19 protein-coding genes are annotated in these 26503 nt (G+C 35.8%); 7 read left to right on the top strand and 12 right to left on the bottom strand.

The annotated features are described in order from the left end of the window. The first annotated feature begins 9 nt into the window (after positions 1 to 9). Positions 10 to 660 carry a hypothetical protein gene (locus C1E24_RS08135; RefSeq protein ID WP_138480400.1) on the top strand — a complete coding sequence of 217 codons (651 nt, stop codon included), beginning with the start codon at positions 10 to 12 and terminating at the stop codon, positions 658 to 660. A 22-nt stretch (positions 661 to 682) separates the two neighbouring features. Here the strand turns inward: C1E24_RS08135 and C1E24_RS08140 are convergent, their stop codons facing one another. Beyond that, entirely contained in the window at positions 683 to 925 is a 243-nt protein-coding gene (locus C1E24_RS08140; protein ID WP_240721962.1) for a hypothetical protein, read from the bottom strand. A 334-nt stretch (positions 926 to 1259) separates the two neighbouring features. Here C1E24_RS08140 and C1E24_RS08145 point away from each other — a divergent pair, with 334 nt between their 5' ends. Continuing rightward, on the top strand, positions 1260 to 4805 hold the full coding sequence (locus C1E24_RS08145; RefSeq protein WP_138480402.1) for an AAA domain-containing protein: 3546 nt from the start codon (positions 1260 to 1262) through the stop codon (positions 4803 to 4805). A 429-nt stretch (positions 4806 to 5234) separates the two neighbouring features. Here C1E24_RS08145 and brxL read toward each other — a convergent pair whose 3' ends face one another. From brxL to C1E24_RS08185, 8 genes are all read right to left on the bottom strand, one after another. Next, entirely contained in the window at positions 5235 to 7286 is a 2052-nt protein-coding gene (brxL, locus tag C1E24_RS08150; protein WP_138480404.1) for a protease Lon-related BREX system protein BrxL, read from the bottom strand. A 17-nt stretch (positions 7287 to 7303) separates the two neighbouring features. Next, the gene (locus tag C1E24_RS08155) at positions 7304 to 9556 is read right to left on the bottom strand and encodes a PglZ domain-containing protein (protein ID WP_138480406.1); all 2253 of its coding nucleotides are present in this window, start codon (positions 9554 to 9556) and stop codon (positions 7304 to 7306) included. Positions 9557 to 9568: 12 nt separating this feature from the next. Then, the gene (gene pglX, locus C1E24_RS08160; protein ID WP_138480408.1) at positions 9569 to 13270 is read right to left on the bottom strand and encodes a BREX-1 system adenine-specific DNA-methyltransferase PglX; all 3702 of its coding nucleotides are present in this window, start codon (positions 13268 to 13270) and stop codon (positions 9569 to 9571) included. Between the two features lie 2 nt (positions 13271 to 13272). Further along, on the bottom strand, positions 13273 to 16974 hold the full coding sequence (gene brxC / locus C1E24_RS08165; protein WP_138480410.1) for a BREX system P-loop protein BrxC: 3702 nt from the start codon (positions 16972 to 16974) through the stop codon (positions 13273 to 13275). Positions 16975 to 16983: 9 nt separating this feature from the next. Continuing rightward, the gene (locus C1E24_RS08170) at positions 16984 to 17532 is read right to left on the bottom strand and encodes a hypothetical protein (RefSeq protein ID WP_138480412.1); all 549 of its coding nucleotides are present in this window, start codon (positions 17530 to 17532) and stop codon (positions 16984 to 16986) included. Further along, positions 17510 to 18298 carry a BrxA family protein gene (locus C1E24_RS08175; protein ID WP_138480414.1) on the bottom strand — a complete coding sequence of 263 codons (789 nt, stop codon included), beginning with the start codon at positions 18296 to 18298 and terminating at the stop codon, positions 17510 to 17512. The genes C1E24_RS08170 and C1E24_RS08175 overlap by 23 nt, the downstream gene beginning before the upstream one ends. Further along, complete coding sequence (locus C1E24_RS08180) at positions 18291 to 19202, bottom strand: helix-turn-helix transcriptional regulator (protein ID WP_138480416.1); 912 nt, start codon at positions 19200 to 19202, stop codon at positions 18291 to 18293. The genes C1E24_RS08175 and C1E24_RS08180 overlap by 8 nt, the downstream gene beginning before the upstream one ends. Positions 19203 to 19544: 342 nt before the next feature. After that, positions 19545 to 19730, bottom strand: coding sequence for an AlpA family transcriptional regulator (locus tag C1E24_RS08185; protein ID WP_138480418.1), 186 nt, complete (start codon positions 19728 to 19730; stop codon positions 19545 to 19547). A 115-nt stretch (positions 19731 to 19845) separates the two neighbouring features. On the opposite strand from C1E24_RS08185, the gene radC reads away from it, so the two are divergent. Next, entirely contained in the window at positions 19846 to 20319 is a 474-nt protein-coding gene (gene radC, locus C1E24_RS08190; protein WP_138480420.1) for a RadC family protein, read from the top strand. Positions 20320 to 20328: 9 nt separating this feature from the next. Further along, a complete protein-coding gene (locus tag C1E24_RS08195) occupies positions 20329 to 20751 on the top strand; it encodes a hypothetical protein (protein WP_138480422.1) in 423 nt (140 codons plus the stop codon). 73 nt (positions 20752 to 20824) lie between these two features. Here the strand turns inward: C1E24_RS08195 and C1E24_RS08200 are convergent, their stop codons facing one another. Beyond that, complete coding sequence (locus tag C1E24_RS08200; protein ID WP_138480424.1) at positions 20825 to 21484, bottom strand: inovirus Gp2 family protein; 660 nt, start codon at positions 21482 to 21484, stop codon at positions 20825 to 20827. Between the two features lie 470 nt (positions 21485 to 21954). Here C1E24_RS08200 and C1E24_RS08205 point away from each other — a divergent pair, with 470 nt between their 5' ends. The 3 genes from C1E24_RS08205 to ftnA all read left to right on the top strand — a co-directional run bounded on the left by C1E24_RS08205 (position 21955) and on the right by ftnA (position 24115). Further along, positions 21955 to 22866 (top strand): hypothetical protein, encoded by a 912-nt coding sequence (locus tag C1E24_RS08205; RefSeq protein WP_138480426.1) that lies wholly within the window; start codon positions 21955 to 21957, stop codon positions 22864 to 22866. 348 nt (positions 22867 to 23214) lie between these two features. Beyond that, positions 23215 to 23370: a hypothetical protein gene (locus C1E24_RS20930; RefSeq protein ID WP_169792717.1), complete on the top strand. Its 156-nt coding sequence runs from the start codon at positions 23215 to 23217 to the stop codon at positions 23368 to 23370. A 220-nt stretch (positions 23371 to 23590) separates the two neighbouring features. Next, on the top strand, positions 23591 to 24115 hold the full coding sequence (gene ftnA / locus C1E24_RS08210) for a non-heme ferritin (RefSeq protein ID WP_138480428.1): 525 nt from the start codon (positions 23591 to 23593) through the stop codon (positions 24113 to 24115). 142 nt (positions 24116 to 24257) lie between these two features. Here ftnA and C1E24_RS08215 read toward each other — a convergent pair whose 3' ends face one another. Next, complete coding sequence (locus C1E24_RS08215) at positions 24258 to 25634, bottom strand: class II fumarate hydratase (RefSeq protein ID WP_138480430.1); 1377 nt, start codon at positions 25632 to 25634, stop codon at positions 24258 to 24260. Positions 25635 to 25643: 9 nt separating this feature from the next. Beyond that, positions 25644 to 25907: a hypothetical protein gene (locus C1E24_RS08220; RefSeq protein WP_240721963.1), complete on the bottom strand. Its 264-nt coding sequence runs from the start codon at positions 25905 to 25907 to the stop codon at positions 25644 to 25646. Positions 25908 to 26503: the final 596 nt, after the last annotated feature.

Below are 26503 nucleotides of genomic sequence, written 5' to 3' on the forward strand. Positions count from 1 at the left end.
CTGATTTAGTTGCGCAGAACACCTTCACTTGAAGAAGAAAAAGAAATTTATTTTAGTGAAAGCTCAACCTGCGAAGATAATGATAACCTATTAGACTCATACTACAGTGAAAAATCTAATTACACATACTGTATTGAAGAAGTTAACCGACTAATTGATGCATGTAAGTTCTGTATTAAAAGTGAATTGCAATATGATCCCCTTAAGGCATGGCAATACCTTCACGAAGCATTCAATGAGAAAATAATCTTTGGTGTCAGCAAATATATTGGGAATGGCAGAACTTATGGGACAATGCATGGTGCTGATTATATAAAGTTTACAAAAGAAGCATCGCAGCTCTTCAACAAAATCAGCTGTCACCCTGATGGGCTGGTATTCAACTCAGATATTAACGAAAAATGGCTTAATGTAGACCGCTCGTTCGAATTAATATGTAACCTGCACAATTCATTTTCTTCAGAGTTTGAAAAGTTATTTTTAGATGCTTTAAAAGAAGACCCACAGACAGACTTAGTTGACCTTGTTGATTCACTTAGTAACTATCCGGATAGACTTACATTCCAACAACGTTGTGAGTTATACAAAATCAACTTGTTTGATATAATTAGACTTCATGACAAGGCTTATTACTATTTGGGGGAGTTACAGATTTCATAGTTCATATCGAGCTGTTCTATTTTTAAGCGCCGCAGATCACAAGAGCTGAAGGACTCACTCTTTGACGAACAGTATCAGTGATAAAATTGTAATTACCGAGCGAGATTTCATCTTTACAGTTTATTTGAATAATAACACCCGAACTTGATGCCATACCGGCACTGCTGACTAGCGGATTTGAAAGTGCTTGCTCTAATGCAATTTGCAGCTCATTCTCATCATTGCATTTGCCCACGCCTAATACAGCATCACCCTGCGTATCCATGACCCGCACAAAGTCTCTCAAATCAACATTAATCAAACCTTAATTTACCAGATCTAATTGTATGGTTCAGACAAGCATAAATATCGCGCACTACTCAAACAATTTTCTGGGTATTACCGGCACCCCAATAACTTTCAAAACCTATTAGTAACTATATATTCACAGAATTAATTATGGAATTTATATGGCACTATACTCCAGCCACAATTCTTCGACTACTCGAATAGTAAATATCAGTATGGCTAGAAGGTTGTTTTGTTAGAACTTGATCAAGTTCTAACAAAACAACCTCCATTAGTAATATAATATCCGAATACGAATTAAAGGACAGTGTATGAATAATCAGGACTGGATTCTCTATTGGCGTAACTCTCTTGCCGATGCTGATAGCGCGAAAGGTGCACTAAAAAAGCAAGAGCTGAAGAATTATGTGCGAGCTACAACCAACGAGTTCAAAGAAGGTAAACTTAAACCTGATTCTAAATTGCTACAAGATCTGTTTCATAATGAAGAAGACACTCTTAACGCTGTAGAAATTCATTATCGACCAGTTACCTATTATCTGCGAAAAGTACATGGCAAAGATTACAAAAACAACATGCCTGATGTACTGACTCCGATTGTCTGCACTTTATATGTAAATCGTGAAGGGTTGCTATTTCCCCATACAACACCATTCATATCTCGTGATTTACTTGCTCCTCAAGGAAATGACGCCTTTACTATTGCTGAAGTCGATAAACTCGATGAATTCCTGACAGAAAATGAAATTCCAAAACAGTCAACTGAAAGCATTTCAGCCAAATTCGAACAAAAAGAACAATATCAAAACCATCAAAAAGAATGGCAAAACTACTACGAGCTCACCCAACAACTATTTGCAGATTACTGTGATAGAAGTCGAATCGATCAGTTTTACGAACACATCGAAAGCGGTGGCTTAGTCAACAAAATCAGTGATTGCTTGGGAGTTTCAAGGCATATATTAAAACTGTACGATAAACTGAGCACTTCAAACACAGCCTTGCCTTTGATTGATAGTTACGCGACAAAAACAGTAATCAACCATGAAGAGTGTATTGATGTATCACAGACTGTTAATTCGCGTTTGGGCCACTCAAATAGTCAATTCCCACTTGCTAAAGCGCAATGCGATGCCTTGGCGCATACCTTAGCTATGCAAGAAGGCGATATTCTTGCAGTAAATGGTCCTCCTGGCACTGGTAAAACAACGTTTGTTTTGTCTGTAGTCGCATCAATGTGGATTGAATCTGCGTTAAAAGAAAGTAAGCCACCGTTAATCATTGCGGCATCGACTAATAATCAAGCAGTCACGAACATAATTGATGCTTTTGGTAAAGACTTTGATGAAGGCGACGATGAACTATCAGGCCGTTGGATCCCCAATATTTTTAGCTATGGTGGCTACCTACCGTCGGCGTATGGGGCAGTGGAAGCTGCCAAAAGTTATCAAACTAATTATTTTTATGAAAAAATAGAGCAGTTGGACTTTCTAGATCAAGCGCAAGCACATTATTTGGAAAGAGCAAAGCAGGCGTTTCCAGAAGAGAATTTTGACGATGTAACGCAAGTTAAAGCGTATCTCCTTGCCGAATTACGCCAACATAAGAAAAAGTTAGATCACATTCAAAACAATTGGAATCAATACAACCGCCAACTAAATGAAATCTATTCTCGGCTAGGGGAGAACCCCCAACAAGCATTAGCAGCTCAACGACAAGTAGTTTCTAATGCACAAGTATTGAAAGATAACGCCAAAAAACACTTAACTGCTTGGCGAAACTACCTTGGTAAGGAATCTATATGGTTAACACTGTTTAAGTGGTTACCGCCAATCAAAAATAAACTTGAACTCCAGCGCAGGAGTTTCATGCTAAACCTTATTAAGCACGATGAAGAGCAAATTGAGAACCAGTCATCAGACTTCTTTGAGAGTCTACTCAAGGGAGTATTTTCTAGTAAAAAAAACGACTTTGATAATCAAAAAAAACGATATCAATCAAACTTAGAGCAGTATCAAGAGTTTGAACAATCACGTTTGAATTGGCTTGATGCTATCCATGACTTTACTGAAGACTCTACAGAGCAAACTATTCCGCATCTGACCGATATCGATTCGCTTTTAGATATTACGACCCGCTTTCGAATGTTTCGATTATCAGTACATTACTGGGAAGCATGCTGGCTGCTAAGTTGCCGTGGTATGGGCCAAGATCTGAATAAGCAGGCCCGCAAAACAGGTTTGAAAACGGTTCGTCCTCGCTGGCAACGCCGAATGATGCTTACTCCTTGCATTGTATCAACGTTCCATTCTCTGCCTTCTCATATGTCTTACCAATCTCACGTTGGCAATAATGAATTTGAATCTGACTATCTACTCAATGAAATTGATCTGTTGATTGTTGATGAAGCAGGTCAAGTAGCTCCTGAAGTCGCTGCAGCCTCATTCTCACTAGCCAAAAAAGCATTGGTGATTGGTGATATTTACCAGATCTCGCCGATTAGAAGTGTTTGTTCATCAATTGACCGGGGGAATTTAAAACAGCATAAAATTATCAGTTCTGATGAAGACTACCCAGTCATTCAAGAGGAAGGCCGAAGTGTAGTGACAGGCAGTGTTATGCATATAGCACAACAAGCAAGCCGCTTTCATTATATGCAGCAAGCTCAGCCTGGCATGTTTTTGCAAGAGCATAGACGCTGTTACGATGAATTAATCTCATACTGTAATGACCTTTGCTATCAAGGTATCTTGATCCCAAAGAGAGGACAAGCGATCGAAGATAGCCTCTACTCCCCTTTCAGTCATGTACACGTAGACGGTATCGCTGAATCATTTAGTGGCAGCCGACGCAATAAGTTAGAAGCTGAAACTATTGCTGCATGGTTACATGCCAAAAAGGTTGAAATAGAGAATTACTATGGCGAACCACTGTTCAAATGTGTAGGTATCATTACTCCATTTTCAGCACAAGTGAATCAGATTAAGACCGCATGTGGTGAATTCGATATCAAAGCGGGTAAAGCTGAAGATCAACTAACCGTTGGGACAGTTCACTCTCTCCAAGGAGCTGAACGAAAAATCATAATCTTTTCCCAAGTCTACACCAGGCACAACGATGGCGGGTTTATCGATATGGATCCCTCAATGCTCAACGTCGCTGTCTCTAGAGCCAAAGATGCATTCTTGGTGTTTGGTGATTTGGATATCATTGAAGCTGCACCATCATGCTCCCCAAGGGGGTTACTCGCTAAGCATCTCTTCACAGACGAGCGAAATGAGCTTGAGTTTAGTGTTGGTCAACGCCCCGATTTATTACAAATATGCAGCCATCCGAAACTGCTAACAAATACCGAAGAACATGATGCTTTCTTATCAAAACTGCTGAGTGAAGTACAAAGAAAAATAGATATCGTCTCGCCTTGGTTACTGCTAGATAAAGTGCAATCAACTGGGCAGTTAGAACTACTAAAGGCTGCACTGAACAGAGGTGTCCAGATAACCATTCACACCGACAGACATTTCAATACCACTGTCGCAAATCACCTAGATACTAATAAAATAAAAGCGTTTCAACATTGCTGTGCAATCTTAGAACAGCTTGGTATCGTTATTAATGTAATAAATGGTGTTCATAGTAAATGTATTTTTGCCGATGAACGGTATATGGCCGTAGGGTCATTCAATTGGTTTAGTGCAAGTAGAGGCGGAAAATACACCAATATAGAAACATCATTAATCTATGTTGGTGAATTAGAGAAAGAGATCAAAACTCAACTAGACTTCTTAAATAGTCGTGGCTGTAGCACGAATAAGCATATCGGGACGAAGTCACAATGTGCCACTCTTTTACCCTAAGAGGACACAAAATCATTTTTAGAATGCCCTTAGAAAGCTAATTGATAATTATTCATTTTTAATTACCATTTGCGAAGTAAATTACTACCATTCTTATCAATTTTATTGGGGAAATTTGGAGCTAGGAGAGTAACAAATTTTATAAACAAAAATCATAGTTGGCACTTAGAATATCTGAAGTGCCAACTATGAAAGTTCTGGACAATTGCGAGTTAGATATTAAGGTTAGATCTGTGTTAAAGTCGGCAGCTAAAGAGACTTTTCCTTTTGTCTTTGGCATCCAAACCTTCGTTCGACTAAATCAAATTAAGGCTCTTGATATTTAGCGAATGTAAATCTATTTACTTTTTCTCCTAAGTTATTATTTAAAAAAATAGCTAGAGTCAGCTTTGATATAGTGACTAAAGAAAGCTGTTCGATTCGCAAGTATTAATCAAGTAATATAGCCTTCTGCATAAGTAACTGGTTATTTTGATAGAATGGCACATCAGTGTCACCTAGAATAGTTGCCGGGATATTTGCGAGTTCAGCTAAGTTATCCATTGGAACAATAACCACTTTCGCACCATTTTCTGAAAGCATGGTTACTTTATCTTCAAAGTTAATTGCTCGTTCAATTGCCCCACCAACAGATATGTTTCCAAGCACAGCAAGACCAGCTTTAAGGTTCTTTTTGTATAATGCTGAAACTATAGAGATATAAACCGCAGAGCCAATACCAGACGATATAGAACCTCCTAGCAGGTTACTAACCTGTATTGTTATGTCGAAGTTCTTAAGTGAGTGTTGTTCGCTTAAAATAGTCTTCTCATTACCTTTAATATATTGGTAAGTATTTTTGATATTTTCTTTTACCGCAGTACTGCTAACACCTGTGATATTTAGCTTACCTGAGCCACCAACTACTATCGCTTCAATTCTAACTAAAGCAACATTATCACCATCACTGGTACTGGTATAACAAACACCTGCTGGTAATGGTGTATTTTCAATTAAGTGAGAACCTTTTTCTTCAGGTAAACCAACAAAGTGCTCTTCTTGAGTCTCTTTATCAATGTATGAAAAGTTAGTATCCCAAAATTCCATACCACCAATACGTTTTAATTGCTCTTTAACCCTTCTACGCATTTCTAATGCAATCTCAAGGTATTCTCTAACATCTTCTTTGGTGTAGTTACCGTCAGGGTGCATTAGTTTAATAAAACCTGAAACAGTCTTTTTAACAGGCTTAGTATCACGTTGCTTTAAGTGAGCACCAAGCGAGAAGAACTTTTCAACTACATCGGTATAAGTTGTTCGTCTAAATGATTTTAAAGCTTCCGAGAAGTAATCAGTACTAAAACCAAAATTTGCGGTGAAGTGACGAGGAGCAAACTTGATCATTTCCCAACCAGGTAAATAGAAATGAATACGATCAAGAAATGCCGTATCATTATTTACTTCATCAGATAACGGACTGAATAAGTGAGATGTTTGTAATACGGTTTCTACAGGCTGGTTAATATTACCGTTAAGAATAATCGATGCTACACCCGTTATTTCACCACCAGCACCAGCACGAGAGAATGAACCTGATTCCATATAATCTTTCATTAAAGGAACTGCATCACGGTCTTTAAATATTTTATCCGTTGCTTCATCGAAGCAAATAGCGTCCCACTGGCCAACCGCTCCAACTTTGCCCGTAGAGCCGTGAACAAATAGTTTTGCAATTGTGCCTTGGCCACCAGAAATTAAAACAGCGTAAGGAGTCAGTTCTTTATAAACAAATGATTTACCCGTTGAACGAGGCCCCAACTCGATAAAGTTAAAATTAGATTCAACCATTGGCAGTAAACGTGAGAGCAGTAGCATTTTAACTCTATCACTAACACCTTCAGCGGTTGGTTCATAACCACAGCTTCTAAGTAACAGGTTTAGCCATTCATCTTTATTAAATTCATTTCGCTTACTTACTATCTTGCTATTATCGAATGAAGATAACTGAATAGGTTTAATATCGGTGATCACAAACGGATAAATATTTGAGCCAATTTTAATATCAGGATCATATTCAACATCAATGATCGCCCAAATACCGCCCATTAATATTTTTTCATGATCTTTAACTAAGCGATCAGTAATATTGCCGTTCTTGATATTACTGTTTTGTAATTTAGCCCAATAAATATCTTTTTTAGAATCTAGTTCCACAGATATTTTATCGATTATTTTATAACGACCTTGCTCTCTAATCTTAGAGTGAATTAACGTGCTTTCTTCAGGGTTTACATAATGCTCAGAAAGTATCTTCTTAACATTCTCCATCCCTTTTTTAATTTGCTCATCATCATCAGTAGAGCATGAATTGGCAATTAAATACTCTAAAACAAATACAGGAACATTTGCCCCAACTTTTACTGAGCTAACAAGGTCTTTCTTAACCACAAAGCCTCGAAAATGCTCTAATAATTTTTCATCTAATTCATTTGAAACTGGCATCTATCAATCCTTATGGGCTAAAACAAGCCACCTAAATCACGGTCATTGTTTTTCTTTACAACGGCCTTGTCTAATTGTTCTTTAGTTAGTGCATCAAGTAACTGAACTTCAATTTCATTATTACCATCAAAGGTAAACTCTTTAGTAGTTGTTTCACCCCGTTTAAGAGTAAAAACATCACTTTTACCGATTGGTTTACTGTCACAAAACTTAACTAAATAAACCTTTCGTTCCATCTCAAAAATATTATCTTCAGAATCATCTGCTTTTATTTTTAATAAGTAGAGTTCACCAGACACATTTTTCAAATCAGCTTTGTTAGTAAATTTAGCGTTAAGGGAACCACCAGTTTCTGCTGTTCTTTCCCAACAAAAATACGGTGTAATTAGCTCTTGAGGTGCTGCACCACCATGTGCAAAGCCATAAACACTTGGCGTTTTAAATGGATTCATTGTTTTAGAAAAGTAATTGTAATTAAACTCTTCATATTGCTTTTCTATTTCAACATATGAATCTAGAGATTGCTGTTTATCTACAGTACGAATATAACGTTCAGCAACATGATTTTGACCATTTAATGTCGGTGTTATTTTATCTGCTTCAGACAACATGCCCGTTAATACAAAACCATGATCCGTAATTAAAAACACTTTCTGATAACCACTGTTTAATAACGTGGTTATTTTATTGGTAAAGGTTTCTACCGCTTGTGGGAAGAACTTAAGGGCTTTGTTATTTAACTTATCACCCATATCGTCAATATCTTTGTAGGTACAAATAAGATACTGACCTGAAAGTGCTTCATTGTTCACATCATCTAAAAGTACATAATCAATATCGCTGCTAGGATTCTGCTTTGTAAGGTAGGTTTCTCGTTTTTTCTGAACTTTATCTACCATGCCGTTAGCCATGTAGATTCGACTCATGTTGTTTACCGTAAGTGACGGTAAATCAGCCATTATAATGTCGTTAGTAAACTTAAAGTTATCACTTACCTTTTTCGATACTTCACAAGCCAATTCATAAGCAACACCATCACCAACAATAATTGCAATTTTTTGACTGTTTTCATTAATGATACGCTGCAATATACCTGTTTGATTCTCTTGATAGCCTTCAAGGTATTTAAACCATTTATCAAAAAACACATCGACTAAGTGCTTATAATAATCTTGGTATGGGGCAAGTATTTCAGGGGTATTTAAAAATTCGGTATATAAATTCCGAATGGCAGTATCGAGTTTATAAAAGTACTTAGTATAAAATTCAATACATTCTTCTCTAGTACTTAAATAGCCAATATCCTTGTCATCAAACTCTAACAGTACTTTTACATCAGCCCAAAACGTTATGTTTACTGACTGTGCTTGTTTTGACTGATCACGCTGAGTAATTCTAGCTAAATGATTTGGTATTAACGCTTTATTGTTAATATCTTGGCCAATTGCTTTCAGCCATTGCTCATCAATTAATTTGAATGGGTGATTTACATTGATGTTCCAAATATCATTATTACTATCTAAAACATTAGCATTACTATTTTTACTTAAGTAATTGGTGAGGTACTTTTCAAATGAGCCTTCATGTTCTTTAGAGTTTAGCCAATGAACATAAACAGACTCTAAAATAGAGTCGCAATCGTCACAGGCTAACCCATCAAACATTTTCGCCACTATTTCATCAGCTAATGTTTGAGCAGGTTTTTTAATATACTCTTGTCCTAGTAACTCATTTACTTTCTGATAAAAGGTTGTGAGTAATTGTTCATCATACTTTTTAGTGAAAAGAGCAGGATCATGAATAAAAGGTAACAGCTCTTTTTCTAAATCAAATATTTCAGATGCACCTTTATGGCATAAATCCATCCAATAGGATAAGTCTTTGCCAATACTTACTTTAGCCGCAGTGATTAATTCATCTTTTGGCATGTTAATATTTAAGTTTAGAGCTTTATGCACTTTGCCTTTTATATAGTTTTCTAAATGGCGAATATCTAAACAACCATTCACTTCGCAATATTCTCGAATGTACTTTAAATCGTCTTTAACTAAATTAGTATAAATTACGTGCTTAGTAGCAGTCGGCTGCTCTTTCTCAATTAAATACTTAACATGCAGCTCTTCAATTTCTGAGTTTGCACGATGCACATTAAAGGTTTTATTTAGTATATCTAATATAAATTCAGCATCGGTGTGCTCATCAATAAATACTGCAACAATGTTTTTACTAAAAATCTCTTCGAGATCTTCTTTTAACCATAAATCAATCATAATGAGTTCCGTCTACCAATCTGCATTTAAGTATTTTTTCATTTGCTTGGCATTTAATACATCACAAGCTAACATTTTCTTATGCTGTAAAGGTGCAATATTTTTTGCTACGCCGTCATCAATGATGGGGTCATACCCCTCTTCGAGTAGCTCATCAATTTTAATTTTAAAGACTTCAATTTCTTTCAATTGTTTAAAGATTTTATCTTTTTCATTTTGAGCACCTACAGATTCGTTATTGATTAAGTCACTTTGACGATTAACCAACGATCTTTCTCTATTTTCAATATACACAGAGCGTATCCGCATTAAATTATCACGATTCCATTTATATATAGACACATAGCAATCAAAGCCTTGCATTGGGCCACTTGTTAAATGCCATATATAAGGTGTCTTTGGTAGATATAGGAATAGATTAAGAAGGTTAGAGACCTCAGAGAAAAAATACTTATCAATAAAATCACTTATAGTTACACCTAATATTGTGTCGAAAGTTGAAAATTGAGCCTGTGTAAAACCTTTTTCGATAAACCTATTTTCAATTCTTTCTATTAGTATTTTCTCTCCAGAGTTTGGAATTAGAGGAATTATTCCATCTTCATCATCTAATAATATTTCATTTATTAGCTGCAATAAAAATTCTAATGCGATTCTGTTTTTTCTTTGTTTTGGTAACTGCCCCAATTTACTGAATGTAAACCATAAATTGATAGGGTTAATTTGTTTTTTTTCACTGAAAGCTAAAAAGTCATTATTTTTTTGATAAAGAGTTTTTAATTCTAATTCTTCAGCTTCCATTTCACTTTCTTTAAGATCAGCTTTAACTTGACTCGTTATATAATGAAGAATTTCTTCTTTATAAAAATCACTTTTTTTATATTTTAAAATAAAAGCATCAAGTGCATCATTGTCTATAGGATAATTGCAACAATCAGTACCTTCCTTTTCATTCAACGCATTTTTATCACTATCACTTAATTCGTATATGTCTTCTATAAGATAATTTATATATGTTTCATTCAGAGAAATTATACAATTTAAGAAATTTTCCTCATTCAGATATCTTGAAATTCGAACGTTCAATTTACTATCTGAGTAAGTTTCTAGAGGTGATGATAAATATTCATGCTCTAGAATTGAATACTGACAAAATTGCTTTCTAATTTTAATGTTCATTTCCACTAAACTAGCAATCTTTTTACTTACGTCTTTTGTCGGGATAATTAAAGGAATTCTTTTAATATCACCTACTTGTATTTCTACGGTAGGGTTTAAGCAACCAACTATATAATTTGAAAACTTTGAATTTAACACGGCTAATAAATACGAATTAGGCGCAGTATCACTCAATGGAAATATACTTGAACCTTTGATATCAAATATAAAATCCTCTGGAAGAATCCGATAAGAGGCAGAGTCACCTCCAGTAGCAGAATAAGTTATTCCCTCTTTAAAATAAAAAGATTCATTTTGAGGCCGTGACCTTTGCTTTCCATTTTTATCAACCATGCCTCGAATCTCTTTTCCGTCTTCCTCCCAATTAACAATCAACCAATTATTTCCGTACCACTTATTATTAGGGCCACCTTTTGCGTACATAAACCACTTTTTTGGGGCATGTTTATTTAAGGTATAAATATTTGATGCTTTTACTTCCCACCAATATCTTAAAAACCTATCATTATCAGCCGTAGCTAACCCTTGACAGTTCTTAAAGTGTTTTTGAATTGTAGACTTCTTAAATTTATCTCTTAAGCCATCTGAAATCCAATATACAAAAGGGCTAGTTTCTATCTTCTTGAAGTTTTCTTGGTCTATACGAATAAATGTTTTATTGCTTAAACTTTCATTTAAAGCTCTTCTCTCTACTTCTGAGTCCATCTTGAGTGAACGTAAGTCGATAATGATAGACGGCACGTCAATTCTTTGTTTCTGTAGTACATATAAAACGGGGTATATCACTCGCAACTTAGTACCAAAGACACCTCCAGTACCAAAATGAACCAAGGTACTTAAGTGCATCTCATTAATGAGGAAGTTTCTAACATCTTCAAATGACTTTATAAACATAAAAGTATCAGGATGAATCATTGCAACCATGCCTGATTGTCCAATCAACTCATAGCAACGCATAATGAATGATGAATACAAATTCGAGTGAAATTTGTTAGGTTTTTTATAGTTTGCTTCTACAAAGGCTTTTAATTCACTACCAAAATCACCACTATCTGTATAAGGTGGATTAGCAGTCGCTATATCATATTCAGTGGTTAATAACTCTAGAAAAGTTATCGCATCACGAGTTTTATTAGCAATAAAAGTATCGGTATCATTGCTCGCAAACAGCTCTACCGCAGCTTTTAAATTACTGAAGAACTTTTCCGTGAAATCTTTTTGCTCACGTATATCTGCATCAGCAAATAGATCAAGAACTTTGTCACCTTGCTTGGCTTCAAGTTCCTTTAATTTTGCTTTTAGCTTTTCATCTAAACGAATTAATGAACCAAATTTATAGGCATAACGAAGGTCATTCCAAATATCTTCAATCAATTCTTTTTGGGTATTATCTAAATTGCTACCTTCTTCAAAGATATGGCGAGCTTCATCATAATCAGGCAGGTAAAAGTCTGAAGAAACCACTTTGAAGTTAAAGCTACCTTTGATAAACCTACGCTTTTTACGGGCTTTTATGTATAAGCCTAATTGGGCTAACTGAATGGCACGATCATCTAAATCAATACCATGAAGGTTATTCTCGATTATTAGCTGTGGAATATCATCTTCGTCATAGTCGGCATCGTAATTTTCGATTTGATCGATATATAACGCATAGAAAAAGTCAAAAGCATATAGCAAAAAGTTACCAGAGCCAGAAGCTGGATCTATTAACTTTATTTCATGTAATGGTTTAGGGTCACGCTCTTGAGTTTTTGGCGCATTAGCTATTTTAAATTGTTCTTTAATTTCTGATTCTGGATACATTTCTAGGTAAAGTTTACCCAATGAATTTTCAATCAAAAACTGAACAACCCAACGTGGCGTATAAACCTGTGATTGCAAAGATACTTTGTCGTATTCTGTTTTCGCTTTACTGTCTTTAAAAGCTTGTTTCTTAGCGTTGTTATAGCTTTCGTATAACCAACCTAATACATCATCACTTTGCCAAATATCGTTTTCAACTTGAGAGTCTTCTTCAATTACGTTAAATGCTTCGATGATTTCATTTAACGATATTGCGTCAGGCAATAGTGCATAAGGGTATTCTTTACCATAAAGCGATAGTGAATCACCTAATTCGTTAAAAGCGTATTTAAAGTAGTCACGAATACCTTCTAACTCATTATCACGATTTTCAGGGTGTTCTTCTAACCATGCTTTATGTCCAAATGAACGACCACCATGCTCTGCTTGTTTAGTGATAACAGGTGGGAATAAATTGGCTGATTCCATTACTTTAACGGCTGCGAGTCGGTTAAATAAGGTAAAGCTCAATTCATCCAGTAACTTTTCTCTAGCATCTTGATAGCAGCCTGTTTCGCCAATATGGTTTTCAAGCATTACCTCAAGATGTTGGCGTTTCCCTCTAACTTGCTCTGGCAGTTTTTCGAGTTCTATTTGTTTATTTGCACCTATGCCTAATCTAGCAAATTGCTTATCAAATGAGGCGGTTATTAAATTGCGAATTTTATCTACGTGATCCGAAAGTTTCATTATTAAGCGGTTCCCTTGCTTGAATTAGCATTAACAGAACTAAGATCTAGCTCTATTTTTTCGTCTGGTTGCGCTGAGGCCAGCGCACGTAATTGAGCCGTTAAGATGTCTTTATATTCTTGCACTGTCATATCAGTACTTGGAATAGACAATTTCAGCTTGCGAGGCGTTTTAGGTTGTATAGGCTTCGCAGTTATAGGGGCAGGTGCAGGCTTCCCACCACTAGGTTGCGGCTCTGGTACAGGTGTTGGCTCAGGTTGAGCAGGTGGTTCACTCACAAAACTATTTTCGAGAATTAGTAAGTCGTTTTCTTTAGACGGAACTAATTCTGTACTTGTTAATAATTCAGATAACGAAAAACCACTGCTTTTACATGATATTGAAAAACCTAATTCTGGCTCTGTTAATACTCGGTCTTGGCAATATTTTTTAATGGTATTTAGCTGAGTTATGTTGTGAGCATTTAACTCTTTTGGGTAGTTAGTAGTTAATACACTATTCGCTTTGTTCACTTTAATTAATAGTGCTTCGCATTGAGTTGTTAACTCTTGTGTAGCCGATTTAACTAATCGGTAATAAGCATCTTTAATTTTTTGTGCTTGTTGCTGAATTGCTGCAAAGTTTTTCACCATGTCTTGTTTATATAAGCTTAATAACTCTTTACTAGCGATGTGAATGGCTTCATCGGTAATGTTAGCTTTAACTAATTCAGATGTAACTGATTCTGCAAAGGCTTTAAAGTCGTTAACCTTTTCGTAGTTTTTCTTAATAAACTTTTGTGCTTTTAATACGGTTTGAATTGCCGATTTATAAACATCTGCATTGGTTAATAGAAACTCTACTTTTTCTTTATAATTGTTTTCAGTAACTTTGCTAGAGAAATCTAACAATGTGTCTTTTTGAACAGCAACATTGCTAAATAAAGATTCAAAATTATTAACGGTACTGTTTAATGTTGAAATAGCGGTAATGAAATGATCCGCTAAGTAACGAGTCGCTTCTGCTAATTCGTAATCGTTAGTACTCCAATCCACTTTTTTATTTGTATGCTTCTCAATATCTATTTCCATCAATAACTGAACTGCTTGGTTTTTCTGTGTTGAAGTTAAAGATGCTGTAATAGATTTAAACGAAGCTGATTTAAATTTGGTGGTGTTGGTAAAAGCTTCATGAACTGCTTTTTGGTCATGCGATAAATACGGGTCGCCATTGTACTTAACTGCCAATTTACCTGCTCTGAGTAATACAGCTAACGTGGTAGCTATTGTACCGAAAGAGTAGCCCCAAGGTGCATTTGAGAAGTCTGTTTCAAGTGTACGCCCATCAACATGGCGCGATTTAATTTTTGCATTTAGCTCTTCAACTAACTTAAGGTGTTCACCTGTAAAGTTACCGTTAGAGTCGAAAAACTTGAAATCATCACCAGAAAATAATTTGTGTAAATCTTCTTTCCTGTTGCTAAATATTTTAGGAATTAACCCTTCAGATAACTGAGTTTTCAGTTGCTTGAAATAGATGTTTTTAACAAGCTTTCTTTGATTTTCAGCTATTGTGCCTTTAAAGGTATCTTCGTTAAGTAAATGCTCATCAAACAAATATACTAATGTTGAATGTTTGTAAGCATCTTCAATTAATGATCTAAGCTCTTTTTCTTTTTCTTCTTTTATTGTTTTAAATTCACCAATAATTTTACGTTTATCAGCATCTGACTCTGTTGAGTACTTTTCTTCCATTAACTGGTAGCGGTGAACCTCAGCAATTAACTTATCGATTTTTGCAAAGTTTTTGTTATCTGGAATTAATGTAATTAAGTCTTTGTCGTATTGAGTTTCTAACTTTATGTTCTCAATAAAGTCTTGTCTGTCATCACTAATATTAAACAAGCTATATGCTGTTAATTTCAGATTTTTATTACCGCCAGAGCTAGATAGTTCATCTTCTTGATCTGATAAAACGCTAAATTTAAAGTTGGTATGGCCATCGTTAAATGAAGCTACTGGATTAAACGTTTTGTAGTTTTTAATAAAATTAATAAGATCACGTTTTTTAGTAAATAGCTCAACGTCAAACTCTTTCATTTCATCAAGTAATTTACCTTCAAGATCTGATGTTATCTTGTAGTTATTATTTGATAATAAAAGTACCTTAGCTTCTAACAATAAAGCTAAAGACTTTTCTACTTTTGGTTTGATGCTGTAGTAGTCATTTACGTCTGCAATATAGCTTTTGGTAATATTTTCAATGGTTGGTGATACAACTTCTGAATCTGCTAATAAATGAATTGTTTTTAATAGCTTCTCACCATCAATTTCTAAAGCACTCTCATCGAGTATCTTTGTCGCTGTTTGATATTTATTAACTAAGTCTACTGGTGGAGCGGTTTGAGCTTCACTACAAAGTGCGTGACCCGTAGTAAATGAAAATAAGCTTTGTTCACGCATTTGTTTGCGTAGTACATCAAACGTGGTGATGATCATGCCACGGGCTGCAATTTGTGTTGCAACTAGTGCGTTTGAACTGAATAAGAACTTTTGCAAAATATCGAATTGATACTTATGAAACGGATAATACGTTGCAAAATCATGAGCTGATTCTGTTTTCGTTGGAAATGACGATTTTAAGTTTGTTGCGTCAGAAATGAGTCCGTCATTCTTATTATAATATTCGACAAGTTGCTCAAAATAGCTGTCTTTCTTCTGTAGTAATCGGCTACGAATAATGACATCAACTTCTGTCGCTTCAAGATGAATTTTAGTTTTAAACCTATCTGTTACTTTGGTTAAGCTGCTTCGGCTAACATTTGCGTTGTTAATAACACTGTCTAGCTTTTCTTGAGCAATTGCCATTGTCCAAACTTTGCTCGCTATACTCGATAAAGCTTCGCTTACTGCCTCAAGTTCTAACAATGAAAACTTATTTTGACTAATTGCTTCACTGGCTTCATCGAATACGAAGACTAAAGTTTCATCTGTTACAAAACTAAGATATCGCTCCAACTCCTCTTTAAATTTAACTGCTGAAAAACTTTCGATAGACTTTGAATAAACGTCTTTTGTCTCTTGATATTCAACTTCAGAGTAACCCATTGCGGTAAAGAGCTTTCGCATCACTCGTGCAACTTGTCGGTTACTTTTCTTTAATTCACTCCATTCTTTACCTTCAAGCTCTATAGCTTTTTGTTTGAATTCTTCATATTTACCTTCAATGAAAAGTTCAAACTCCATATAGCCGTATACATCATCTCTAAAGCCTAAATTTTTGAGTAAATTAGAAAATAATGTAAAAGAAAGACCTTGATCGGTGTTTTGTTTTGCTACGTCAAGAAAGACCACGCGACTGTTAATACTATCTAAATTACGTAGTGCGTTTTCAATTAATCCTTCGTTCTTAATGCCCTTTAGTTGAGCTATAAAACGCTCTCTTGCAGGAGTACCATTAATATTGGGGTTATCAATGATGTAACCGAGCATTTTACCAAAGTAGGACTTACCAGAACCATAGAAGCCTGATAACCAAACACCAGTTTCTTTTATGTTTGAAGTAAATATATTGGTGAAATTATCTAAGTGACGACCCAAACCTTCAGTAACAATATAAGACTCAATCTCTTGCTGGATTTCATTTTCAGTTCTGTCTTCTAAATCAATTACGTTCTTAATATCTTCTTGAAGATCTAGGGTTAAAATTTCGTTTATTGTGGTCATTATTTGCCCTTACTTCAGCAAGATACAGCGATATTTAGACGCTGCTTTAAAATTTAAGAAAAATACGTTGTCATCAGTAATTTTTGCAGGATAAAAGATGACTAAAGGATGCTCTAGTTTCATTACAGCGGGGTGTTCCATGATATTTACGTTTTCTATGCCTGTACCATATAAACAACCAGAACGGACAAGCATTGGAATTTTGCCATTAGCGATAGCCTTTTCTATCGCTTGAATGATTAAATCAAACAAGTCTGTTTCGGGATCATCTGATTTGAAAAGCTTGCTAGGTGTACTAATAAAGTCTTTATAATACTCTTCAAAAGCATCCCAACCATCTTCATCAATAGCTTGGACAAGTAATTTACTAACATCGATAAACTCAGCTTGTTGGTGATAAAGCTCTTGAGCTTTCTCTAGGTATTCTTGCTCTTGGTTTGGTGGATAAGTAAATAAAATACTATTTCCACCATTCGCTTGTTTCCGAAGCTGATCTTGATTGGTTATTTGAAATTTTAACGCTTCAAATTTTTGCTTATGTTCTAGCAGATAAGACATCGCAAATTCCTTTATAGCTATGTGTTAATTCAATATTTAATTCAACACCATTGAAATCCATGTTGAAGTAATCTTTGAGTGACAATTTCTTTAATCTTTCTTGAATATCGCTTTTGTCAATAAATACCAAAGGAAATATTTCATTTGAGAAAACTTCACTATTCTCAGGCTCATTTATTTTTAAAATGTATAAAAACAGAACCAGTAATTCTGAGGATATTAAGATTCTTTTAAATGCTTTTTTTCTTAAGCCTTCAACAAAGTTTATTTTGGTTAAAAAGTTAAGGTACTTGGTAGCTAGAGTTGAGGTTGTAGTTTCTGACCACTTCGCCTTTAACTCTTCATTCTCACCAACAAACTCTTTTAAATAACCAATAAGTACATCTTTAGAAATGAATGTTTTACCTGATGAATATTCTTTCGAAAAAATTCGAACTGAAATATCTCTGAATAATCTATTGGTTAACGCAAACTGCCAAAACAAGATTACTTCTTTGGTTTGTAGAGTTAGGTCACTGGCAAAAATAGACTGTATTAAATCTTGATGGTCTTGATTTCTAAATTGTAAAAAAGCAACTTCAACACCTCTTTCAATTCGAGTACGACTTTTTTCCGTTCTCAAATCAAATTCATTATCACTTGCCGATTCAACATCAAAATATGATTCAATCGTTTTAAAAATAGGTTCACAATCTTTGATACTACCAATGACGTTTATAGTCGTATCATATTTTTGTAGCTTGGAGGCCGGGTTTAAATTATTCATTCTCTGTGTATCCTGGTGCAATAACTAAATTTTTAGCACCATATAATGCTATGGAATTTTTCAGCCATAATTGATATTCAGCACCTTTGAGGGTTGCATCAGGAGTGCAATCGACATTCCATCTGCGAAGCAAATATCCAGCTAATGCAGCACGAACTTTCAGTTCTAAAACACCATCAACCATTCCATAGTCCATCATTATGGCTTTTGGTTCTTTGATGTTATTGGGGTGCGGTACGATTTGTAAATCGATCATTCTCACCCATTGATGGTCATTGATTTCTTCTTCATGACTTTCTATAGGAGTGTCTTTAATTACCACTTTTGATATACGAGTCAAAACAAAATCCCTAAAAGACTCTGTTTTTTTATCAAACGCTCTAACATGCCAGCGCAAGCCATTATCAACTATCGTATGGGGAATAATCTCCCTCGCTTTTGAACCTGAGCTTAACGATGTATAAATAATTGAAATAGGTTTCTGTTTTAATATTGCTTGAACAATTTTCGCTACGATAAATATATCTGGAACATTGAGTTGATAAGGTGCATCTACAGGGAAAGGAGTTTCTAAAACGCCATGGAACCCATCACTGATCTTATTTGATAGTTTCGCCATAGTTTGACGAGCATCATAGTTAAATAGTGGTTTGAAGGTTTTAGCTTGAAAATAAGTTCTTTCTTTTTGATCAAACTCCATATTGCTTGGGGCTAACTCTTTATAAACAGCTAGATCTCTTGTGGCATTTGCCATGCCCATTTCGAATTTTGTAGTGAGTTTTTTTCGGCTAACAGCACCTTTGAATAGTAAAGAAAAATCGATAAACGATAATCTTTGCTTCTGTGCAAAGCTCAAACTGTTAAGATCAACCGCTTGTTCTTTTGTTTTTTGAAGAGAACCCATATCTGCACTATTAGTATAATCAATTTGATTAGGTTAATATAATACATTTTAAGGGAGTGTCAAAAACTATTTGGTGATCTCTTTAGCTTCTACCAAATCATGCTTATTTTCTTGTTATGCAGCATAAAGCCTGAGAGGGTTACTGCATTGCAATGCTTCAACATAGAACTGGTTATTGCTCATAAAGTCATTACCAATAAAAAGTACTGTATATCCATAGTTATTTCGTTGTAAAGTTCTGTATTAAACGTGACTGTTTTTCCATTACTAGCTCCTTACCAATCAGGTTGACGTTATAATTTCCCAATTTAATTAACGTGAAAAACTTTTAGTTTGAAATCCTCATTGTTCATCTCTCGCAGCAACTTTTGCCAAAATCCAATCTTCTACCTCGCCTTCAACCCAGGCGACAGAATTTGCGCCTAATGAAACGCTTTTCGGAAATTCATCTTTAGACATGAATCTGTAGACAGTGGCTCTGCTTAAGCCAGTGATGTTTAGTACTTCTGATAATTTAATTAGTCTCATTTTATTCTCCTGATGGGTTAGTACATACCATCTCGGGGAGACGTAATTTTTTATCCCAAACCAATCTATTTCACATATACATCATTCACTTGCATACAAACATTCGGAGACTTTTATGCAAGTAACAAAACCCAAATATGAATTTACTGAATGCGTAACTGATGAGCAGATACTTGAAGCAGCGGCTTATGTGATTGCGCAAAAGAATATGCGTCAAGGCATTCTTAGTTGCCCTGCTGATTGCGCTGAGTTTTTACGCTTTAAATTAGCGCTGGTGGAGCACGAAGTATTTATGATGTTTTTGCTCGACTCACAAAATCGCATTATTGAGCTGGTGGAGATGTTCAGAGGCACCATTAATGGCGCGACTGTTTACCCTAGGGAAGTTGTTAAAACTGTACTGAAGTTTAATGCGGCTTCTGTAGTGATTTCACATAACCACCCTTCAGGTATTTGCGAGCCATCTGAAGCTGATAAGTTAATTACCAATAGACTCAAACAAGCATTAGCTTTGATTGATGTGTCTGTTCTAGACCACATTGTGGTGGGCGAGCAATGTTATTCATTTGCTGAGCATGGTTTGCTTTAGGGAGGACTTATGACTTTACGATTAAAAGAGCTTCCTAACTTAGCTATACCCGATCCACTAATTGAGCTCATATCTACTGAAGTGATTAAGAATAAGCCAAGTAAGCAAGGCTATAAGGCTTTTTCGATTCGATTTAATGTAGTAGATGCCAACCATGAAGAAGCAGCCACCAGCCCCGCTATTGAGCTTAGATTTGAACGCACTGCCAATGGCTTTCAATTGGTCTATATTCTTGACCTAGAAGAAGCTGGACAGATGTATCCTTGGTTCAAATTAGCAAATATGTTGATCGGGCTTGATAAACGCTGTGTGCCACAATACGGCTGGCAAGATGAGCAAACATCAAGCTCACTTAATCAAATAGAGCTTATTGCTTTGGCGTATCGATACTCAACGGGCGTCTATAAAGTTGAAATAAGCTTCGAATGGTAAAAAATGCAGGGGCTTAACCCCTGCTATCTCTTTCTATTTTTTTTCAGATATACATTATTTAATAAAAGCGTTCTTATTTTTGGCTGCACCCGAATGTGCGATGCCCTTCACCAAATTGCTTAGTTCTCACTTTGGCAAAGTACGATACACGATGAAACAGCGCATTAAATTGCTCAGTAAACTGAAGGCTATTCGCATCAAGAATGTAGTAAGGGTTCTTAGGTATATGAACTAAACACTTTACCTCTTCAAAGGGCTTTGCTAAGGCACTCGCCCATGCAGTTACAATACGATTAAACAGATTAACTTTCTCTGACTCAAAGTTACCTAATGTTGAGAATTGGTCTTTATTAAATAAAAGAACAACGTGATAGTGATGATGCAAAGAATGGTTGTGCTCTCTTGCCCAAATGTACCTTAAGTTAGTCTTATGTACTAACCCACCTGCTTTATGCTTTCGTGCTTCATGACTTTTGATCTGTGCTTTTAATGAAGCGAAGAATCGCTTTAAAACGTTGTTAGAACTGTCTACTTCTCCTTTAGGCAATCTTAAGTCAACACGCACTGCAAACGTGCGTTTATGATCACATAAAGCCTTGCTAATCACCTGCTCCATTATTGCGAGTTGATGAATAAAAAGAGGCTGCTCTTTGTGAGCTTGTGTGTCCCATTTAAAGTATTTGTTTGTCGTTGTTGTTTGTAATCGAGACGTAGTACTTGATTGAAATGACATGATTCATCCTTTTGTTTTGAGAATTCATATCACTGCTCTAATGCTTATTTTTTTATTTGTTTTGAGTATCTATCAAGTCGTGAATGCTATGACTGCATTCACTTGTTAAGTCTTAAAAGGGTTCTTAATAAACATACTAATACTACCAAACCGAAAATATAGGTGATAACAAAGCCTGAGACTTTAAGGCTTTAATAAGCTTCAACGCCCAGACTTATTGGCATTTAAAATCACTTTACTACTCTGAAGTTAGCTGCATTCAAAGGTTTTTATGGTGCAAACCCAGATAATACAGTAAGAATAGGATGTTTTATCAACTGGAAATCTACATGAGATAACAATGGTATCCTTAAGAGATCTTAGCAAGGTAGAATGGGGATTCTATGGAATTCTTTGTGTAGATAAATTTAGCTACAAATATTATGCTTAGATGTGTAAGTTTAGTACTTAAATAAAATGGAGTTTGACAGATGATTGGAAGTGCTAGTAGCGAAAGTCATGAGCTAATGTATTTAAGAAAGCTGGCTGATTATGAACTTATGTGTCTTTATTTTTTAGGACCGGGCTCTGATGGAAACTTAATTCAAGATACAAGTAGAGATTTCATTATCAGCTCTTTGCTAACCTTCATCGAACTGAATAACGTAGGTAAAGACTGGTGTGAGAACTCACTTAAAGAAGCTCTTAGCTTTAATGAAATAAATGAAATAATTGGCGCTGATGGCTCTATTAGATTTATCTGTTTCAAATACAAGCCTTTTAGTCTATTTTTTCCCCTAAACTTAGAACAACTTGCCTATGTTTCAATCAACAACACTGCTAACAGCAAGCAAGAAAAAGTATCTTATTTACGGCAAATACTTAACGAGCATAGGAAATTAAAAAAACCTGCAGATCTCGAGTTTATAACCAATGATTCAGACCTTACACTTTGGGCTTTAAACTATATTACGAAATACTATCAGACACGCGACCTTAATCAATCAAAGCCCCTCCTTAATAATTGGCACAGTAGAATTACAGATATTTATCAAGTCGAAGCAAAAATATTAATTGATACGCTGATTTCACAAATTGTATCTATAAACACAATTCATCTTAATAATTGCGTATACAGTTTCGAAGATAAGCAAAGACTATATGAACTCGAGAGGCGAGACTTAGTTTTAAAACTTAAAAGTGCTTATACAAGAAGAAAATCAAGGACTAATAAAGATAAAGAGACTAAAGAGTTTTCTTTTACTATGAATAAGAGTATCGAAAAGAAACTTTCTGAGCTTTCCGCCCATGAAGGTAAGACAAAGTCAGCTATTGTTGAAGAGCTACTCACAAAAGCTTACAGAACAATGAAAAAGAAGCCATCAGTTTTAGGTGAGGATTAATCTATCTTTGTTTTTTACCATTGCACTCCAGGTTGCACTCCAGCGAAAAACATAAATACATTAAAGCCATATTTAACAGTGAATTAATAACAAAACTAGACTTCCCCCAGCTCCACCAAACGTATAAATCAAGACATCTCAGGATGTCTTTTTTTATGTCTTTTACTCAATAACACCATATCTTTTATTGTCAGCAACTTACCTTATAACAAGCACAAGAGCCCTCAAATCCTGCTCTCTTTACACCCCGATTTATCTGGATTTTTTCGCGTAATTCATGTAAAAAGCTCGCCTACTAGCAATATGATAATAATGTGTATTTGTATTTAACCCATTTAGTAGGTATCGATGAGTAAGACTTTATGTGAGTGGAAGCGAAAAGATATTGAAAGCAAGTTATCTCAGCTTGCTGATATTGTGTCGCCTAGTCATTTTATTTGTAAAAAATGTGCGCGTTCTGCCAGTGATAAGAAATACCTTTGTAAAGGCACTAAACTGAAATAATCATTCGCATTCTTACTAACAATTTTACCTAAATAGTCATTCATCGCTGGTTTTTACGTGATGAGCTTTAATGAGAGTGATTGCGCTTTTTGCTTAGTTGGATTTTTGCGCTTTTTCTCGCCTAAATTGTTATTTTTATTTGTTTTTCTTTATGATCTACTTGTATTCATGAGCGTATTAAAGAACAATGCGTGCATAAATTCTTAGAGGAGTAACCGCTATGTTAGCCCCAGCAATGGTTGAAAAATTAAACGAGCAAATTAATTTAGAATTCTATTCTTCAAACCTATACTTACAAATGAGTGCTTGGTGTGAAGACAAAGGCTTCGAAGGTGCTGCTGAGTTTTTAAGAAAGCATGCAGTTGAAGAAATGGAACATATGAACCGTTTATTCACTTATGTAAGTGAAACCGGTGCTTTACCTATCTTAGGTTCTATTGAAGCACCTCCTCATGAGTTTAATTCTCTTGGTGATGTATTTAGAACCACTCTTGAACATGAATGCACTATCACTAAAGCAATCAATGAGCTAACTCATGTTGCTTTCACAACGCATGATTACTCAACGTTTAACTTCTTGCAATGGTATGTTGCAGAACAACATGAAGAAGAAAAGCTGTTCAAAGGTATTTTAGATAAGCTAGAATTGATCGGTGAAGATGGTAAAGCACTATTCTGGATCGACAAAGATCTTGCTGAATTAGCGAAAACTGGTAGTACTTCTATCATGGAAGCTGGCGCTTAATCTAGATGTCACTCACAAAAAAGGTAGCTATTCAGCTACCTTTTTTGTTTTAAAATCAAAAGCACAAAATTATCATTAAACATACTTTCAATGAGAGTTACATTCACCGAATTTAAATTAACTCTATTGATTTCTGACTTTTTTACAATCCACCTTTAGTTAGTTTTTCTGGGTTTAACAACTCTGTTAACTCACCTACAGACAAATCAGTGTGTTCGCTAGCCACATCAACAATCGGGCGCCCTTCTTTGTATGCTGTTTTGGCGATAAACGCCGCTTTTTCATAACCTATGATCGGGTTGAGAGCCGTCACTAGAATAGGATTTTTTGCCAGTGCTTTATTAACGTTTTCTTCGTTCACATTAAATGTTGCAATGGCTTTATCGGCGAGGAGTCGGCTGACATTAGCTAAGATATCGATACTTTCAATAATGTTATGCGCAATCACAGGCAACATGACATTGAGCTCAAAATTACCTGATTGCCCAGCCACCGAAATTGTCGTGTCGTTACCAATCACTTGAGCGCTTACCATGGCTGCCGCTTCTGGGATCACCGGGTTAACTTTACCAGGCATGATTGAAGAGCCTGGCTGTAGCGCTTCTAGTTCAATTTCAGCAAGACCTGCCAACGGGCCTGAGTTCATCCAACGTAAGTCATTGGCAATTTTCATATTCGCCACAGCCATTACTTTTAATTGTCCTGAAAGGCCTACAATCGCATCTTGTGAACCAATATGATAAAAGTGGTTGCTACTTGGTTTAAAACGAATACCAATATTTGTACTTAAATATTGCGTGAACACCTTGGCAAATTGTGCGTCGGCATTTACACCCGTGCCTACTGCTGTGCCACCTTGTGCAAGTTCGTAGACTCTTTCTACGCTACTTAATATACCTTGGTACGCGCAGTCAATCTGATGCTGCCAACCACCTAAGGTTTGAGCAAAAGTCACTGGCATCGCATCCATTAAGTGTGTACGACCCGTTTTAACCACATGACCGACTTGTTTAGATTTTTGCTCTATGACTTGTGATAAGTGCTTTAACGCAGGTAATAACTCATAAACTACAGCAACCGCACTACTGACATGAATAGCGGTTGGAATAACATCGTTTGAGCTTTGCCCCATATTCACATCGTCATTAGGGTGGATCTGAATACCACTTTGCTGTGTTGCAAGTGTCGCGATCACTTCATTGGCATTCATATTCGAGCTTGTACCCGAGCCTGTTTGAAACACATCAACCGGGAATTGGTCTAAGTGATCGCCTTCAATAATACTTTGCGCTGCTTTGGCAATCGCCTGTGCTTTATCTTGTGAAAGATGCCCTAGCTCTGCATTTGCCTCGGCCGCCGCTTGTTTAATGTAAGCAAGTGCTCGAATAAACTCTTGCGGCATAGTTAACTTGCTAACTGTAAAGTTATTGACTGCACGCTGGGTTTGCGCTTTATAAAGTGCGGCTTCAGGCACATCTAATACACCCATGCTGTCTGATTCTTGGCGAAATGTAGTCATCTTTGACTCCTATAAAAATGGATTAAATTCACGACACAGCACTCTTGCTTCAAGCTCCAGCGCCAAATATTTTTGTTTATCGGCTTGCTGCTGTTTGTAGAATCGCTTCAAAGCGAGAAGAGGCTTATATAGCTGCTCAAAACATTGCTTTCTGATTGACTCATGTACGAGCGGATCAGCAATTTTATTGAGTAACTCATTGAATACTCTTTTTAAATACAGTTCTTGTAACAATGTGCAATGACTGCTGCCGTACCATTTTGCTAATGCCAAACTGCCCTCAATATATTGGGATACCAAAACAGGTGCTTCTAATTGAGGTCTTCGACAGTGGGTTTTTAAACAAGGTGTGTAACAAGCAATAGTTTCTTTCAAACACATATGAACCGATTTCAAAATCACAATTGATAATCATTATCATTACAGTTAATCGATTGGTTTTCAAGTTTGAATTTGAAGAATTTAAATTGCTGTAAATAATCAGAAGAAAGTTCGGGCACTGAGGCAGGAATAAATATGAAGAAATTCAGTGATTACGCGGCGTAATTATTTGAATATAAACGTGATGAAAATCGCTGCTACCAAACCAACTCTGTAGCACCGACTATATGTCGGGTACGCAGACTGATAATGAAAATAAACGCGATATAAAATCGCTGCTACCGAGCCACTCCTGTTGCACCGACTTTATTTTGGGTATGTAGACTAATATTGAAAATAAACGCGATATAATATTGCTGCTACCAAACCAACTCTGTAGCACCGACTATATGTCGGGTACGCAGACTGATAATGAAAATAAACGCGATATAAAATCGCTGCTACCAAGCCACGGCTGTAGCACCGACTTTATGTCGGGTATGTAGACT

It is taken from the genome of Pseudoalteromonas phenolica (assembly GCF_005876835.1).
Lineage (GTDB): Bacteria > Pseudomonadota > Gammaproteobacteria > Enterobacterales > Alteromonadaceae > Pseudoalteromonas > Pseudoalteromonas phenolica_B.